Origin of the sequence: Gluconobacter cerevisiae, assembly GCF_015244675.1 — a bacterium.
Lineage (GTDB): Bacteria > Pseudomonadota > Alphaproteobacteria > Acetobacterales > Acetobacteraceae > Gluconobacter > Gluconobacter cerevisiae.
The window spans coordinates 35,853-52,229 of record NZ_JABCQO010000006.1; the positions used below are offsets into that span (position 1 = coordinate 35,853).

The window sequence follows — 16,377 nt, forward strand, 5'->3', positions numbered from 1 at the left end:
AGAAGCGCGCATCATACTGCTCGCAATCAGGCACCGACATATCCATCCATGGCCTGTTTTTCTAACTGTTTGGGACTGATTACATATGAAAATAGCTGATTGGATGGTGGAATCAGGCGTTGCGTTTGGAACGAGCGGCGCGCGTGGGCTTGTGACGTCCATGACGGATGCTGTCTGTTTTGCGTATACCGTCGGCTATCTCAAACATTTACAGACGCTGGGGGAGTTTGCTCCCGGAACATCCGTTGCTATTGCCGGAGATCTCCGGCCGAGTACGCCACGCATTTTGCGCGCCTGTGCGGCTGCCATTCTCTGGATGGACGGTCAGCCGGTAAATTGCGGCTTTGTGCCGACGCCTGCTCTGAGCCTCTATGCGTTTGGCAGAGCAATTCCGTCTCTCATGGTGACGGGAAGCCATATTCCGGACGACCGGAACGGCATCAAGTTCAATCGCGCCCGGGGCGAATTTCTTAAGAACGACGAAGCTGCCATGCGGCATGAGGACGTCACACTTCCGGAAGGCTGGTTTGATGAGCAGGGCGCCCTGAAAATTGACGTTGCAGTTCCGCCGCTAACAGATGTCCTGACAGAATATGTAGCCAGATATGTCGATTTCTTTGGTCCGACAGCGCTTTCGGGTCTGAAGCTGGGGATCTATCAGCATTCCGCAGTGGGTCGGGACGTTTTGGTGTCCGTCGTCGAAGCTCTCGGGGGTGAAGCGCATCCTCTGGGGCGCTCCGACGTGTTTGTTTCGGTCGATACGGAAGCCGTGCGTCCGGAAGATGTCGTTCTCGCGCGGGACTGGGCGCAGACCGGAGATTTTGATGCGATCCTAACGACGGATGGTGATTCCGACCGACCGCTTCTGGCGGATCAGAACGGTCGTTGGCTCCGTGGTGATGTGCTGGGCATCCTCGCGGCCCGCAAACTGGGTGCTGTCTCGGTCACTACGCCTGTCAGCAGCAATACGGCACTGGAAGCATCCGGCGTTGCGCCCTTTGTTCAAAGAACGCGCATTGGCTCGCCGTTCGTCGTGTCAGGCATGACGGAGGCTGTGGAAAAGGGAAATGTTCCGTCCGTTGGCTACGAAGCCAATGGTGGCTTTCTGCTCGCCAGCGATATCGAACATGACGGCCGACGTCTCGTGGCATTACCGACGCGCGATGCTGTTCTGCCGATGCTCTGTGCGCTGGTTTCTGCCAGAAGCGGGCAGAGCGGGCTTGCGGAACTTCTTGAAACACTTCCGCCACGCTTCACCGTGAGCGATCGTCTGAAAGACGTTCCGACAGAGCAGAGCAAGGCTCGTCTGGCCATTCTGCGGGAGGATGTTCCGGCTGTGAGCGAGGCCTTAGGGTTTGTGGAAACCTGTGGACCAGTTGCGGCTGTCGACGAAACGGACGGTATCCGCATGACGTTCGAACGTGGGGACATCATTCACCTTCGCCCATCCGGTAATGCCCCGGAACTGCGGGTGTATATTGAATCGGCCACGACTGAGCGGGCTGCAGAACTTCTGACGCTGAGCCTTGAATCTGTCAGACGCTGGACGGAGTAAGCGACCGGCCCGCGGTCAGGCTTTGCTCTTTACTGAGAGTTTGGCCTGATCAGCGGGGGGTGAAGGCGGGAAGGGCAGGGCCGTAAACGGCGGCGGGACCATTCATAATGCCGATCTTTCCGCGAACACCGTAAGTTTGAGCGGGAAACTGGATGACGCTGTAGGGGCTGTCGCTTTGTACCCAGTAATCGCTGCTGGCTTTGCCGTCAGACTGATTGACAAGAATAATTGAGCCGGTGGTCATGTACAGAGAACCTGCCGGTTTTCCGACCAGAGCATGCAGCCTGATTGGGGGAGCGTGTGGAGGGGAAATTTCTATATGGCCGTCGAACGTCCACGGACCTGAAATAAACGCCGTCATCGCGTTGTAATCGAGACGTGACGCAAGCCAGTCCAGTTCCATACCGCCTTCATCGTCCACGCCAAGCGTATTGTTGAAAACGCCGACATCCACTAGCGCAATGCGTTCTCCGGCATCCACTGGGTTGGGAATGGTATAAATTCCCGTCGCATTGTTATGGATCTGGACATGAGAAAGTCCAAATCCATAGGCATGGTTCCCAACAGTTAATCCGCGCCGAAAGTTTGAAATGGAGATATTCTCCAGCATAATGGCCGCCGCACGGATATTGTCTTCATCTTCATTGTCGAGAACGATCCCGTCTGCCTTAGGCTGACCGGTCAGGACAAGATGATCAATGCTGTTAGCCGCGGTATCGTAACTTTCAGGCTGCCCCTTTCCATCTGACGAGATAACGATCGCAGGTTTTCCATCAGGAAGACCGGAAGCGTCCAGGATACCATTGGTCAGGGTTGTCGTGAGTGGATTGAGGTGAAGGGTGTTCTGAAGTTTGTAGACCTGCCCTTTCAGATCAACCCGACAATGGACTGGCCATGCAGGGCAGGCCGCGATCATCGTGGCCGGATCGCTCGGATGGGCATTGGCGAGACAAGTGGAAAGCACCACCGTCATTATACCAGAAATCACAAGGACTTTCAGGGGGTGACCAGTCATGGCGTATGTCTTCCCATTTGCACAAAAAAGCCGTCTGTCAGGAAAGAATTCTTCCTGTGTTGTGCCGGGCTGCCTCGCTGGCCGCGCGGCAGAAATATCCCGCCAGCCGCCCCTGAAGCATCTTGAAATAATAAGCCGCCTTTTCAGATTGTCGACGAAGAAGACTGAGGCACACACCACCAAAAGGACGAATGAAAAATGTCGCGACTGTCTTCAGGGCTGCGTGGTTTTTACGAAGGACGTATCCCATTCCAGTGCCGTAATCATAGGCCCGTTCACCATTGAGAGTGGCGGGCTTGTCCATGTGTCGGACCAGAAGAGCACGATCATGATATCCTTGCGATCCTGCTGCCATTAAACGTAGAGCAAGATCAGGGCCCTCTGCTGCACCAAAGGGGGCTCCAATCCCCAGATTTTCATCAAATCTGCCAATTTTTTCGAACATCGTGCGCGGCATGAAAAAATTGAATTCGATCAGGCCTGTCCAGATATTATGCTGATTTAACTTTTGACTGCTGGTCAGCCAGCGCCCCATAGTTGTAGGGGCACCATCCAGATTGAGCACGGCACCCGTAAGAAAGCCTTTATCGCCTGTTTTACAGAAATAGGCGTTCACTCGCTCCAGCGTGTCGGGTTCATAAATGCAGTCGTCATCTGGAAACGCTATGAGATCCCCTACTGCGACACTCGCGCCAAAATTACGGGCATAACGCAGTCCACTGATATCGGGACGAAGATGTTTCAACGGCCATTTGGTGCTGTATCGCGAGACGAGATCATCATAGATGTGCGATTTACTTTGATCGACCAGAATGACTTCGAAATCTTTGTAAGTTTGCTTTTCCAGACCCTGCATGAATGCTTCGACCTCAACAGGACGAGCCAGAGTCGAAATAACCAAGGAGATTCTCATTTCAGGAAGCCTTTTTCTTGGAGTGGAGTGTTGCAGCCCGCTCGGGCGTAATACGGTTCCTGAGCAGATCACCAAGCCCAATCAGATTTCCTAATAAGCGTCCTTTACGATCGACATAATATTCGGGTCTGAGTGATTTCAGGCTATTAATAGTTAGATGTCGCCCTGCGCTTTTTATTGCGTTGGACCAGGGATATGTTCCTTTTTGGGCCAAGTAGATGCAATTGATAATCTGGGAATAACCCAGTCGAATTCCTGACCCTTTCCCGGTCTTGTTACCAAGATGCACACCTTGTGCGCTGTTAACTTTAACGACCTTGCCGTGAGGCAGAAGAGAGCGGGAAAAATCTATATCTTCATACCAGGAATAAAGAGGTAGTCTTTCATCGAACCGCGCGCCAAGGCGCTTTATGGCGGCGCAACGGAATACCATGTTGCAGCCATATGTGTTGAAAGCATCCTCAATTTTGAAAACCGCTTCCGTATTAGCCTGAGCATTCAGGCGGTTTGCGTCTTCAATTCGCAGCCCAGGTCCCTGCGCACCATCTGCCAGTACCTGGCCTGTGGCCCCCAGAATATTGGGATTGTCGCGAAATGCTTCGACCATACGGGCGATATATGTCGGGTGAGGGAAAAAATCATCATCGAAAAACAGGATGATATCTTCGTCTTCAAGACGGTCGAGAATAACATTGCGCTGAACGGAAGCCCCCTGATACCCGGTGACGAGCTCGAGTGAAGCCATGTCTCGGAGGGTTTGGGAGATAGCGGAAATATCGTCCGGTTTGGCGTAACTGATGATGATCCTGTCCGGTTTGACCGTCTGATGCGCCAATTGACGCACGAGTTCTGCTAGAATTTCAGGACGACCACTGGTAGCGATACCCACGACAGTCTGCATTTTTTCCCTGAATGGTACAGCCTCTTCAGCTTTCGTGAGTGTTGGCGGCATCTGTCGATTTTCCTCATGAGAGCTTTGTGGGCGGAAGGCATGTGTCGAGGGCATCTGGGCTATATCGGTCACCATGGATTAATTCGATCCGATATTTACAATGCGGTTGCCACGTTGTTGTGCTAGAGAAACGAGCGCATCGCGGGCCTTGGTGGCATGCGTCATATCACGGTAAACCGAGCATGCATGGTCATTATTGCGGATCGTTAGATTGTAGCGGCTATTAACGATTGTTATGAAACGACTATTGGCGTTCCATAGGGCCATATGGTTGAGTTCAGATGTAGGAAGCGGGTCAGAAGCAAAAAGACGCTTCGAGCCGCCATCGATGACCGTGCACCACAAGACCATTTTTCTGGAAGAAAGGTCTGCAGTTTCGTCCTGTGCCGCAGCCGGCATGATGACGGTAGCGGCAATCAACATTGCCAGTAGGCGGGAATTTGTCAGCATTTGATAAATTCCTCTCGCATGATGTCTAGCAATTGTCGGGCGGCGATCGTCCAGCGGTATTTCTGAACCTGTTCATAGCCTGCACAGCGGAGATCATTGGCGCGGTCTGGGTGGTCGAGCAATTCGATGACACCTGCTGTCAGATCGGAGGGGTCCCGACCGAACAGGGCGGCCTGACCGCACACTTCACGCAGTATGGGAATATCACGGGCTACGACTGGGCAACCGGCTTCCATCGCTTCTACGGGGGGGAGGCCGAAACCTTCATAGATGGATGGAAAGACAAAACAGGCAGCTTCACTATAGAGCGCGTGTAGCTCCGCATCCGTGACCCTGCCGACATAGGTTGCATGCTGCAGGTCAGGAGCACCGGCGCTGAAAACCCGTCCGTTCATTCCGCCGCTAATGACGAGTTTGATCCCTCGCTGACTCAACGTTGCCGCCAGATGATCGAGAGCTGCAAAATCCTTGTGGGGCGCTTTGTTACCAACAGCAAGAACGTATTTTCTGTTCTCCAGGCCATTGGTTTTTAAAACCGATCTGTCGGCCGCAATGCGCGTGGCATGATCCGCGCCTTCAGTAATAACGCTGATGCGAGAAGGGTCGATTTTCAAATGGCGTGCGATGTCGTTTCTGGAAAACTCTGATACTGTAACGATACGCGTTTTGCCCAATGCCAACAGGCGATGTAAAATCTTATAATATGCGCGGAACTGACGTGAGTAAGATTGCGGCGTTGAAAAGACACCGGCGTCATGAATAACAACCAGTTGCCGACTACGCCGCGATGACAGATGCAGAGGGGCCGTATTACCCAGATTAACAAGCAATCCGGGTGCAGCAGCCTTTGGAAGATCAATCTGTTCCCAGATCTGTCCCTGAAATCGACCACAGGAGCGTGCAGGAAAACCAAGATCCACAGAAATTGAAGCTGCTGGGTTTGTCTTGGGTGTCAGAAGCTCAGGGCGTGATAGGTCCGCAGGCCAGATTTCCGACAGGGCACGCGTAATTTCCGTTGCGAAACGTTGGACGCCACTAAGCGACTGGACCGAGAAGCGTCCGTTAAGAAAAATTTTGCTCATTGTAGAAATGGTCATTACGAAGAAGATACAAGTTTGCGATAGTGGGAATATTCTCCCATACGGAGGCTTTCTTCAGGTCGCAGGTTTTCTATATCAACGAACGTAAGAACCGCGCCCAGACAATTTGCATGGTGTGTCCGTAATATTCTCTGTGTCTCGATCACCGAACTTGCAGATGTTTGATGCCATTTGACAGCGATGATGACGCCTTCGGCAAAAGACGCCAAAACGCCCGCTTCGGGAAAGCTCAGAATGGGTGGCGTGTCAATAATGATCTGATCGTATTCGCCGCGGTGTTTCTCCAGAAATTCTCCCAAGGCCCCGAAATTCAGTACGCCGCGTTCTCCTGTTTGGCTGGCGACAAAAATGTCCAGCCCCGGGAGCGCGTCGTGAACGAAACCATCTTCGTGCGCTCTGAGGTCCAAAGCCAGCAGGACGCTAGGGCGGTGAGCGTCACAGTCGATCAGAAGAGCCCGCTTGCCGAGTGCTCCGATGCTTGCAGCCAGTGAAATGGCGAGCGTGGTTTTCCCTTCACCGCTTTCTGCAGAGGTGATGACCGTGATTTTTGTACGGATTGAGGGATTGCCGAATGTTAGGATGGCTCGCATGGAATTGAGCATCCGACCATATAGAGAGTCGCCGGATGTCAGTTGTTCCCGTAGAGAGCCTCTGAAACGTGGGAGTGCGCCCAATCCAAGTAGGCGCGTTTGTTGCTCCAGTTCTGCAAGCGTTCGAAGACTGCTGCGAGAGCGGTCACGTAGCAGAGCCGCGCCAACGCCCAAACCTGCTGAAATCAACAGTAGAAGTATGCCGTACTGTTTTTTAGGAGGACCAGCTGGCCCTAATGGCTGGCTTGCGGGTGTTATGAGGCGGGCTTCCGCTTGCTGTATGGTTGTTTCTGCTGAAATCTGACCAAGACGTGAGAGATAGTCCCGATACAGAGTCTGGGCTGCCGTCGCTTCTCCGACGAGCTGCCGAAGTCGGATGTCTGCATGCTCTTCTTCTGTCACATTTAGCTGAAGGGCGTTTGTGCGTTCTTTGAGAGCATTTACGCGCTGCTGTGCTGTCTCGGCTTCGTAGCGCAGATTTTGTAAAAGCTTCTGGCTCTCAATGGAGATCTGAGCATCTATGCGGGCAGCCTGGGCGCGTGCCGCGATCAGCTCGGGATTTTGGTCGAGGGCCGTGGCAGCCAGGGTCGAAATGCGAGCATTGACCTGAGCCTGCTGAAGCCTGAGATTTTGAATGAGCGGAGAAGTCGTAATCGCAGTAATTGTTCCAATGCTGCCGCTAGACGTCGCTTCATGATAAATCGCCTGCTTACTCGCTAAATCTGCTTCTGCGTCACCAAGCTCATGATTCATCTGCGTCAGATGGAGATCATTGGGCGTAGAAGGCAGCGTAATACGGCCGGCACGCCCAGAGTCTCCTCCTGAATCGTCTCCGAGCAAATGTAGATTATGTTCCTGTCTGTAGCGTGAGACTTCTTGTTCCGCTTGAATTGATCTCTCTCGCAAAGGAGCAATCTGTTCTTCCAGAAGAACACTTGCGTTCCGTGCGGCCTGAATTTTGGCTTGTTGTTCAAAATCAAGATAGGCTTTGACGTAACCATTAGCGATAGCTGGCGCTAATTCGGGTCCTGCAGATCGTGTTGTAATTCCAATGATTGCCGAGCGACCATCATTGGCGATGTGCACTTTTCCCATAAGTATGCTTGAGGCGATTTCGTCGCGCTGTTTTGGGGTGAGAGGGACAGAAGGCTTCTCCAGCCCAAACCGCTTTTTAAGCTGCGATAGAAACGAAGGGTTAAAGGCCTTGGCATATTCAGGCGTGTCAGCGAGGTGCAATCGCTGTGTCACCATCAGAGCAATAGTCGGGCTTTTGAGAATGCCGAGCTGGGTATTGAGTGCCACCAGATCCAGAGCACGATCAGCATATGGACTGAGTTCTGATGGAGAAATCATACCGCGGGCGCCGATCGCGATTTCTGCGACAGATTCGTAATAAGGTTTGAGAGTCGCAATGGCAGCGGCTCCCATCAGGAACGTACCGCCTGTCACGCAGCACATCAGAAGCCTATGTTGGCGCAGAATGGATGAAATTCGTCCGAAACCTGCGAACTCCTGTTCGGGAGCAGGCCCTATGTCCATCTGAGGGTAGTGTTGTTGAGGCATTGCACTGGAAATCTGGCTCATAAGTAATGTTTCCTGCTCACCGCGCGCCGCGTCTCAGAAAAACGGCTGGAAGGGTTTTCGCAAGAATTGCGATATCGTGCCAGAGAGTCCAGTTTCGTACATACCACCGATCGAGTTGGACACGCTCTGCGTAACCGGTATTACTTCTACCGCTGACCTGCCACAATCCTGTAATTCCGGGCCGAATAGCTTTGTAATAGTCGAAGTTTTCGCCGTAGTGACGCACTTCAGCCTGAACAATCGGCCGCGGTCCTACTAAACTCATATCACCACGCAAAACATTCAGAAGTTGGGGTAATTCATCAAGGCTTGTCTTTCGGATGAAATGACCCACGCGGGTAATTCTGGGGTCATTGCGCAGTTTTTGGGTTTCCTGCCATTCGGTCGCGGCCAAAGGATTGGTTTCCAATAAATGCTTCAGTATTGCGTCGGAGTTTTTTGCCATTGAACGGAACTTCAGGCACTTAAACTCACGGCCGTTCTGTCCAATACGCCGGTGACCATAAATTGGCTGACCACCGTCAAGAGAAATGAGGACATACAATATTACATAGACTGGCAACGCAAGAATAAGAAGGAGGAGGGCTGCCAGAAAATCGAATGTGAATTTAAGTCTGCGCTGGAAGGGATTTTCCAGATTGCTTTTATAAGACAGGATAATGGTGTCATGACTGAAGTAAGACGATTGCGTAAGACCATGTGTAGGCATCCCTGAAATTTGCGGGATTAACGCAAAAGGAACGCGTCTGCGCGTCAGCCATTCGATCATGTCGCGCGAGTGTGGCGCGGTTGGGTCAAGGCAGAGAATAAACTGAAGCCTCGAAGAAGCGTTTGCATTCTCGGAAGCCAGAAGGGAATTCATTGCCACTTCGGGGCTCAAGGCACCAATGACTTCGTAGCTGGACAGCGTCTCGCTGGCCAGAACATGACGAACCTGCGTTGTTTCCTCGGCATCACCGATCAGAACGGTAGGGATTTGCCACAACCGAAGCGCATGCAGAACGCGTCGGCAACATTGTCTAAGGAACTCTCCAAAAAAAGGAAAGATGATCCAAGGCAGAAGAAGCGCCATTCGCAGACTGGGAATTTGAAAAGCGAATGCCCAAAACCCGGTTGCCAGAAGGGCGCAGAAAGCAGCCGTAAGCAGACGCCCAAATTCGCTCCAGAATGGAAATCGTATACGATATTCGCCGCTGGCAAACATATACAGCAAAACGCCGATGCAGATCGGCATTAATGATCTCATCGTATACGAAGTGTTGACGCCGACATCCAGAAATGGCGGATATCCAGACGACATGTTGTGCATGATTGCCGCGACCCAACTGCCGAGCCGCACAGAAACAAACATGGCGATTATGTCGCTTACGAGAAAAATCAGGAGAATTCTTGACGAGCGATCGGATGTTAACCGAGAGCGAGTAGAGTTGGACGTATTTACCGAATTTCCATCCGGAGAAATCGCGAGAGCGTCTTGCGGGAAGGGAGAATGGAACAGGCTCATCGGCTCTCTACACTAAAGAAGCTACCGAATAGGATAGCGGTGTTACCTCCCCCTCAATAGCCCTTAACGAAGCAGGCATTAAAGAACAATCAAGTGGAAGCAAGAATATTAATCTATGGGAAATCTAGGTTATTACTGGCATAAAATCACATATGGATCTACGGCATTAATAGTTAATAAATCGTCATAGCATATATATTTTATATATTTTTCTATTGGCTCAACAGGAGCATTTCTGGACGGTTTTTTTTCTGTTAGATGGTGTTTTATGTTCGTGTGTCGTGAGAAGGTCGGGTTGCGTCTGCTATTTGCGCTTGAAGTAGGGATTGCATCGCAGCTTTCCTTGTTTCTGAGCGGGGTCGCCCATGCGCAGGTTGTGACGCAGAACCTCTCTGCTCTGGGGAGCGCTGAAGACGGTCTCTCTGTCGATGCGTTTCAATCGGACACAGATCGCCGATATGGATCACAAGGTTTGCGATATGGACCTTGGGCGATTAACGGGGAAGTATCTGAAGGGGGCGGGTATACCAACAACGCCGACCAGATGATGGGCGGGGTGCCAAGTGCGGTCAGCGTAACCAATGCGGACGTTGAAGGATTATTGACCCAGAGTCGAAGGCTTCTCAATCTTGGCGCCAAGGTCAGCGAACAGTATTATCCCGAGCGGAAACTGCAGAATCAAACCAACTGGGCGGCGTTTCTGCGTGGATATGAACAACTTGGCCGTCATCGTGTCTCCTACCGTTTGAGTCATGAGAAGATGACTCAGATGCCGTCTGATCTGGGGGCTTTTGCCGTCAATCAGCCTATCCCTTATTTTGTGGAAGATCTGAGTCTGGACGATAGGATTGAGACGCACGGCAGGCTCTCGGTTATCCCAAATTTTGATATGAAACGTTTTCTTTTCACGGATCTCGGAGGCGATAATATCTATCTGAAGCAGTCTTATCGTAACCGATTGCTGTTTTCCGAAGGTTTTGGGCTGCGTTACAGCCTCGCGGAGGGCAGCGATCTATTAATGATAGCTCAAGGTGTTGAGATCCGGTATTCTAATAACCGGTTTCATCTTCCCTCACGGGACTCTAACGGATTTTCGACCCTGCTGGGCTATGATTATGAAATGCCAGGTCCTTTCAGCATTCGTGTGTTGGGAGGGTATCAGAATCGATCTTATAATGTTTCAGCCTATAAAACTCTCAATACGTTTTATGCGGAGCTTCGTGGAACATGGACGCCCACTCGCCTAACGCGAGTTTCTTTGACAGTATCGCGTGGAATTGCTGACAGTGCGTTTGAAAGCGTAATCGGTTTCATTTATACAACTGCCGCTATTGATATCCGTCAGGTCTATTCTCGTAATATCGTACTGCATGCCGGGTTTCAGCTGCAACAGGGTGGAGCCGGGCAAACGCCAGCTATTTTCCAGAACACCCCGCTGGATCAGACAATGACATCACAGTTGAGCGCCAATTTTACTGTTGGCGTTAACTGGGCGCTGAACCAGCATTTTTCTCTTGAGGCATCTAACGTCTATCGAAATGCTAATGCTGTAGGAAGCAGCCGATACAATATCGACATGGCTATGATAAGCGTGAAATATCAATTATGATAAAGTTCTCATCATGACAAAAAACTCTTGGATGCCGTTGTTGCAGAGTCTGCGAAAATATATCCTTTTTCCTGTATCGGGCATTGCTCTGGCTGCCTGTAGCCCAGGTGCCGGTCTCTCTCCGGTGCCTGTATACGATCCAGTGCAATATCATCTCGGGACTGATGATGAGGTGCGCCTGATAACATACGGTCAGGATCAGTTAACCTCTGATTTTCGAATCGATAGTGCGGGTAATATTGATGTCCCGTTGCTTGGCAATGTTCATGCGTCAGGTCTGACGACGGAGCAGCTTGGGCAGCAGGTTACGGCGGCTCTGCGACAGAAAGCCATTCTACGGGATGCAAAGATCGCGGTTCAGGTTACGGCTTATCGTTTGATTTCGATAATTGGCGAGGTCGAACATCCGGGACAGTATGCATATCAGCCGGGTATGACGATGCTTTCAGCTGTCGCGGCCGCTGGGGGTTTTACATACCGTTCTTGGGAAAAATACGCGTACACAATCCGTCAGGAGGGAGGCTACACGGTCGCCGGACTGCTTTATCCCCAGAATTTCGTCAAGCCGGGGGATGTCATCAAGGTCTATGAACGGCATTTCTGATGCCGAAGATCTGATTCTCTAGTCGGAGTGTTGCTACCCAGTGGCAATGCTCAGGAAAAGAGCCAGTAGCCGCCAGCAATCCAGAAGAATGTTCCCAGAAACGCTGCAAGGCCAATTCCGCTACCCGCGATTGGCGATTTATCTTCTGCCGAAGCGGGTTTCGTTGAATGAATGCAGGCACCTGCCATGGACTGGCGTTCGATGGCAGCAGAATGAGAAAAAAGAGACATGAAATCCATCCGAGTTGCGATCGTACATGAATGGCTTGAAAATTGGGCCGGCTCTGAGCTTGTCATCGAGCAATTAATTAAGTGTTACCCGGATGCGAAAATCTTTGCCGTTGTGGATTTTTTATCTCCGAAAGATCGAGCACGACTCGGCGGCCGCGAAATTCAGACCTCATTCATTCAGAAACTACCCTTTGCGCGTAAACTTTTCAGACATTATCTCGGTTTGATGCCTCTCGCCGTAGAGCAATGGGACCTGGCTGGATTCGATATCGTCATCTCCAGTCATCATGCAGTAGCAAAGGGAGTTATTACAGGCCCTGATCAGCTCCATGTGTCCTATGTTCATTCACCAATGCGTTATGCATGGGACTTTCAGAATACCTATCTCCGTCAGAGCGGGCTGCATCGTGGACTACGCGGTCTCTATATTCGCTGGCTTTTCCACCGTTTGAGGAACTGGGATGTCCGTGCGGCAGCTGGGGTGGACGCGTTTATCGCCAACTCCCATTATATTGCCCGTCGGATCCGGAAAACATGGCGTCGTGACGCTGCGGTCATTCCTCCTCCCGTCAATCTAGAGCGTTTTTCGGTCGCTCAGGAGAAGAAAGACTATTACGTCGTGGTTTCGCGGCTAGTGCCTTACAAGCGGATTGATCTGGTGGTGGAAGCCTTCAGAAGCATGCCTGAAAGAAAACTGATCGTCATTGGCGGAGGAACGGATCTTGAGCTTGTTCGTGAAAAGGCTGGAGATGCTCCCAATATCGCGATCAAAGGACATGTTTCTGATTCCGAGCTTCAGTCGACGTTAGGGGGAGCCAGAGCTTTCGTCTATGCGGGTGAAGAAGATTTCGGTATTTCTCTGGTCGAGGCACAGGCAGCTGGAACGCCAGTCATTGCCTATGGTCGCGGGGGAGCATGTGATATCGTTCAGCCAGGCGTGACGGGTCTTCTTTTTGACACCCAGAGTGCGGAAAGCATTGTCGCGGCTGTTCAAAAATTCGAAGAGCATGAACAGGATATGACGCCCGAACTGTGTCATCAGAATGCACTCCGTTTTTCAGAAGATTTGTTCCGTTCGCGCTTTACGGCATTTGTCGAGCAGCAATGGCGGGAGTTCATGCCTTCCCGGTCGAACGACAAGGTCTGACATGCCTCTGACCGCGATGGGGCTGATTTTCTGGCCCCTCAGCTTCATTTTCTTTTTTAAGAAAAATCCGCAACGACTGCTGGAATTGGCCTTTCTGGGAGGCGTCTTTCAGGCAGCGGCGATTCTGGTTATGGGAGGCCTTGGCCTGCAGCCAGTCATGGCTCCCGGTATGTTGTTCATTGCTTTTATGAGCCTCCAGCTGGTGTTGGGTGTCAAGTTTCGAGCAGCGGGGCCGGTCCTCAGATTCTGCACGCCGCTTTTCCTTGCGTTCTTATGGGCGTTGCTCGGCTCCATCCTGCTTCCACGCCTTTTTGAAGGTGTGGTTCTGGTGTGGCCACAGAAGCTTGATGAGGTAGCAGCCCGGGTCCCTCTCGCGCCCACGCGCGGAAACATGACCCAGGATTGTTACCTGATTCTCAACCTTATCATGTTTGTCATGACTGTTTTTTTTCTGACGCGGCGTGAAGCAGACCCGCGTCGGCTTTATAACGCCTATCTGGTCGGAGCTGCCCTGGCGTGTCTGGTCGGTTTTTGGGAGATGGCGCACCGCCTGGTCGGAAGCATTCCATTTCCAAAAGAATTTTTCTATTCCAACCCTGGTTGGGCAGTGCTTGATGAGCAGATGAGCGGTCCGGTACCGCGCATTAACGGCACCTTCACCGAACCCGCAGCCTGTGCGACGTTCCTCATAGGAACGCTTTATTCAACCGTATGGTGCACCCTGAGAGGGTATGGAAACTGGGCGACGCGGTTGATGGTTTTTCTCAGCACTCTGTGTCTGTTAATGACGACGTCGACCACAGGTTATGTCGCCATGCTGATCGGGCTGGGTCTGTTGATCGTTTATGCCGTGTTGAGTCGTGAGAGACGACTGTTTCGGCGTCTGATGATGTTCATTGCAGGTGGAATACTGTGTATGGGTGTGACCACGCTGGCTCTGACAGCTTTTGCTCCCGATGTCATCAAGGCGGCAGCAGAAGTCATGCTGGAAACGCAGGATAAAAAGCAGTCAGCCTCTTATGAAGAACGCACCCAGAAGGATGCTGACTCTTACCAGCTCGCGTTTGACACCTATGGTCTTGGTACCGGTTGGGGAAGCGACCGGTCCTCCAGTCTTCTTCCCGGGTTCTTGGCGACGATAGGTATTGTGGGTGTTCTGCTTCTCGTTATTTGGAATGGAAGTCTGTTTCTGAAAATATATCGCACCCTCAAGGCTGCGGCGAGCGAGCGATCATTTGATGCCTGGATCATTGAGGCGACATTCACGGCGTTGCTCGGACGAACCGTAGCAACGCTTATTTCAGGGCCAGTTCTGGGCACGATGGATTTTTATGTGTTGCTGGCCATGCTGGTATCGGCGTTGATTCGCCTTCAGACCAAAACAGGAAAGCGGGTGCGTGCCTGACGGCCTCGTAAGTGTCATCGGATTTTTCAGTGACTTCGGAGACGAAAATATCCTGTGGCCAGTGATGGCTCTGAGTAGCTTTCTGCTGATCGTGCAGGGACGGCGGAAGATATTTTTTCAGTGGCTGGCTCTGGTAATCTTGGTGTTTGGCGCAATGTTGGTGCTCAAATTACGGTTTGAGGCATGCGGCCGGATTCCGGGCCAGAATCTTTACAGTCCAAGTGGGCATACAGCAGGTACGACGTTCGTTTATGGCAGCATGGTTGTGCTGTTTGGCCGATCGCCGATTACGGGTTTTGTGGTGGCTCTGGGGATTGCACTGCTCGCTGGCGCCGCACGCGTTTGGCTGCATGTACATTCCATTGTCGAGGTTTGTGTCGGTGCTGCAGTAGGGCTGCTGGGCGTTTTGTTGCTTGTGCTCGCACGATATCGGGAAATGCAGACGTCCTTACAAAAAAAACAGCCCGAATGGTCAGTGGTAATGTTTTTTGCAGCAGTTCTGATCGTTGCATTGTCATTGCACGGTTTACGTTCTCCGGCAGAAGTATGGCTCGAATATTTTTCACATCGGTTTGTTGCACCATTCAGGCACTGTCCTGTAACACTTCCAGTCGCCTAACCCTGTTTTTGTTCAAATCTGGAAAAGTACCATGAGTAAACTCGGCTTCCCGTTATTTCTCAGGCCCGAGGCAAAGCTGCAAAGCGCGAAGAGACTGCTGGAGAGCGGAAAGGTCAGGCAGGGACTCAGGCAGTTCCATACTTTGGCGACGTCAGGAAATGCGGAGGCCCAGTTCGCTCTGGGAGAGCTTTATCTGGCGGACAAAGACGTGCCCATAAATCCCGGGGAAGCTCTGCGCTGGTTCCAGAAGGCCGCAGACCACGGCCACGCACAAGCGTGCTATAAACTGGCACAGTTGTGTTACATGGGGCTGGGGCCCACGTCCGCAAATCGTACGACAGTTTTTGAAAGAATTCCCGAACAGGGTGAGCCTGATTATGAAGGCGCATTGCACTGGACGGCCAAGGCCGTTGATCGTGGAGATGCGGACGGCATGGCAATGATGGCTCATCTCCTGATGCAGGGGCCTGACAGCCTGCGCGATCCGGAAAAAGGTCGGGAACTTTACCGCAGGGCCGCCGAGGCAGGTAGCGTGCAGGGTCTTTATGGTTATGGTCTCGATCTGCTTGGAACTGCGCAAAACGCTACGGAGCGCGAGCATGGATTAGTCTATATTCGCAAGGCCGCGCAGGGAGGTCTTGCGGATGCTGAACTGACGCTTGGGACTGTTCTGGAATATGAAGGCGGGAAAGACACTCAGGCCTTCGATCATTTCATGAAAGCTGCTGAAAACGGTCGACCCGGGGCGCAGATGAAGGTTGGGATCGCCTATTATCAGGGACGGGGCGTGGAGCGCGATGTTTCCAAAGCCGAGACATGGTTACGCAAAGCCGCGCAGGGTGGAGAAATTGAAGCGATCGCACTGGTCGGGGATATCAACCTTCAGGGGGATGGAGTGACGCCCAATTTTCCGGAAGCTCATTCCTGGTATCGCCGGGCTGTACAGTCCGGCCATGCAGGGGCTGCGGTAACGCTGGCTCAGTTACTTTATAATGGGATGGGGTGTGCTGCTGATCCTGCGGAAGCAAGGAAGCTTCTGGATTTTGCAGCATCGCGCGGAAACGCTGCTGCGAAAGAACTCCTGCAACGTCTCCGGTAAG

At 52.0% G+C, this 16,377-nt stretch carries 15 protein-coding genes; 7 read left to right on the top strand and 8 right to left on the bottom strand.

Going from position 1 to position 16,377, the window contains the following annotated elements; translation table 11 throughout:
* The first annotated feature begins 103 nt into the window (after nucleotides 1-103).
* A complete protein-coding gene (locus HKD21_RS08455; protein ID WP_194255394.1) occupies nucleotides 104-1,555 on the top strand; it encodes a phosphomannomutase in 1,452 nt (483 codons plus the stop codon).
* Nucleotides 1,556-1,604: 49 nt separating this feature from the next.
* Here HKD21_RS08455 and HKD21_RS08460 read toward each other — a convergent pair whose 3' ends face one another.
* The 7 genes from HKD21_RS08460 to wbaP all read right to left on the bottom strand — a co-directional run bounded on the left by HKD21_RS08460 (nucleotide 1,605) and on the right by wbaP (nucleotide 9,663).
* Nucleotides 1,605-2,570 carry a hypothetical protein gene (locus HKD21_RS08460; RefSeq protein ID WP_194255274.1) on the bottom strand — a complete coding sequence of 322 codons (966 nt, stop codon included), beginning with the start codon at nucleotides 2,568-2,570 and terminating at the stop codon, nucleotides 1,605-1,607.
* A 37-nt stretch (nucleotides 2,571-2,607) separates the two neighbouring features.
* Nucleotides 2,608-3,471 (bottom strand): glycosyltransferase family 2 protein, encoded by an 864-nt coding sequence (locus HKD21_RS08465; protein ID WP_252348982.1) that lies wholly within the window; start codon nucleotides 3,469-3,471, stop codon nucleotides 2,608-2,610.
* Between the two features lie 13 nt (nucleotides 3,472-3,484).
* Nucleotides 3,485-4,510 carry a glycosyltransferase family 2 protein gene (locus HKD21_RS08470; RefSeq protein ID WP_228121207.1) on the bottom strand — a complete coding sequence of 342 codons (1,026 nt, stop codon included), beginning with the start codon at nucleotides 4,508-4,510 and terminating at the stop codon, nucleotides 3,485-3,487.
* 3 nt (nucleotides 4,511-4,513) lie between these two features.
* On the bottom strand, nucleotides 4,514-4,885 hold the full coding sequence (locus tag HKD21_RS08475; protein WP_194255276.1) for a hypothetical protein: 372 nt from the start codon (nucleotides 4,883-4,885) through the stop codon (nucleotides 4,514-4,516).
* A complete protein-coding gene (locus HKD21_RS08480; protein ID WP_322782920.1) occupies nucleotides 4,879-5,805 on the bottom strand; it encodes a glycosyltransferase family 4 protein in 927 nt (308 codons plus the stop codon). The genes HKD21_RS08475 and HKD21_RS08480 overlap by 7 nt, the downstream gene beginning before the upstream one ends.
* A gap of 176 nt (nucleotides 5,806-5,981) precedes the next feature.
* Nucleotides 5,982-8,159: a GumC family protein gene (locus tag HKD21_RS08485; protein ID WP_194255278.1), complete on the bottom strand. Its 2,178-nt coding sequence runs from the start codon at nucleotides 8,157-8,159 to the stop codon at nucleotides 5,982-5,984.
* A gap of 16 nt (nucleotides 8,160-8,175) precedes the next feature.
* Entirely contained in the window at nucleotides 8,176-9,663 is a 1,488-nt protein-coding gene (gene wbaP, locus HKD21_RS08490) for an undecaprenyl-phosphate galactose phosphotransferase WbaP (RefSeq protein WP_194255279.1), read from the bottom strand.
* 295 nt (nucleotides 9,664-9,958) lie between these two features.
* Between wbaP and HKD21_RS08495 the strand changes: the two genes are divergently transcribed.
* Both HKD21_RS08495 and HKD21_RS08500 read left to right on the top strand, forming a co-directional pair.
* Entirely contained in the window at nucleotides 9,959-11,272 is a 1,314-nt protein-coding gene (locus HKD21_RS08495; protein WP_194255280.1) for an outer membrane beta-barrel protein, read from the top strand.
* Nucleotides 11,273-11,303: 31 nt separating this feature from the next.
* Entirely contained in the window at nucleotides 11,304-11,876 is a 573-nt protein-coding gene (locus HKD21_RS08500) for a polysaccharide biosynthesis/export family protein (RefSeq protein ID WP_194255396.1), read from the top strand.
* 50 nt (nucleotides 11,877-11,926) lie between these two features.
* On the opposite strand, the gene HKD21_RS08505 is transcribed toward HKD21_RS08500, so the two are convergent.
* A complete protein-coding gene (locus HKD21_RS08505; RefSeq protein ID WP_194255281.1) occupies nucleotides 11,927-12,106 on the bottom strand; it encodes a hypothetical protein in 180 nt (59 codons plus the stop codon).
* On the opposite strand from HKD21_RS08505, the gene HKD21_RS08510 reads away from it, so the two are divergent.
* Genes HKD21_RS08510 through HKD21_RS08525 form a run of 4 tightly spaced genes read left to right on the top strand, consistent with a single transcriptional unit; the run spans nucleotide 12,105 to nucleotide 16,376 of the window.
* A complete protein-coding gene (locus HKD21_RS08510) occupies nucleotides 12,105-13,253 on the top strand; it encodes a glycosyltransferase (protein WP_194255282.1) in 1,149 nt (382 codons plus the stop codon). The two genes, HKD21_RS08505 and HKD21_RS08510, sit on opposite strands and share 2 nt — an antisense overlap.
* Before the next feature lie 16 nt (nucleotides 13,254-13,269).
* Complete coding sequence (locus HKD21_RS08515) at nucleotides 13,270-14,658, top strand: O-antigen ligase family protein (RefSeq protein ID WP_194255283.1); 1,389 nt, start codon at nucleotides 13,270-13,272, stop codon at nucleotides 14,656-14,658.
* A complete protein-coding gene (locus HKD21_RS08520) occupies nucleotides 14,651-15,277 on the top strand; it encodes a phosphatase PAP2 family protein (RefSeq protein WP_194255284.1) in 627 nt (208 codons plus the stop codon). Before HKD21_RS08515 ends, HKD21_RS08520 begins: the two co-directional genes overlap by 8 nt.
* 31 nt (nucleotides 15,278-15,308) lie before the next feature.
* Nucleotides 15,309-16,376 (top strand): tetratricopeptide repeat protein, encoded by a 1,068-nt coding sequence (locus HKD21_RS08525; protein WP_194255285.1) that lies wholly within the window; start codon nucleotides 15,309-15,311, stop codon nucleotides 16,374-16,376.
* The last annotated feature ends 1 nt before the right edge of the window (nucleotide 16,377 follow it).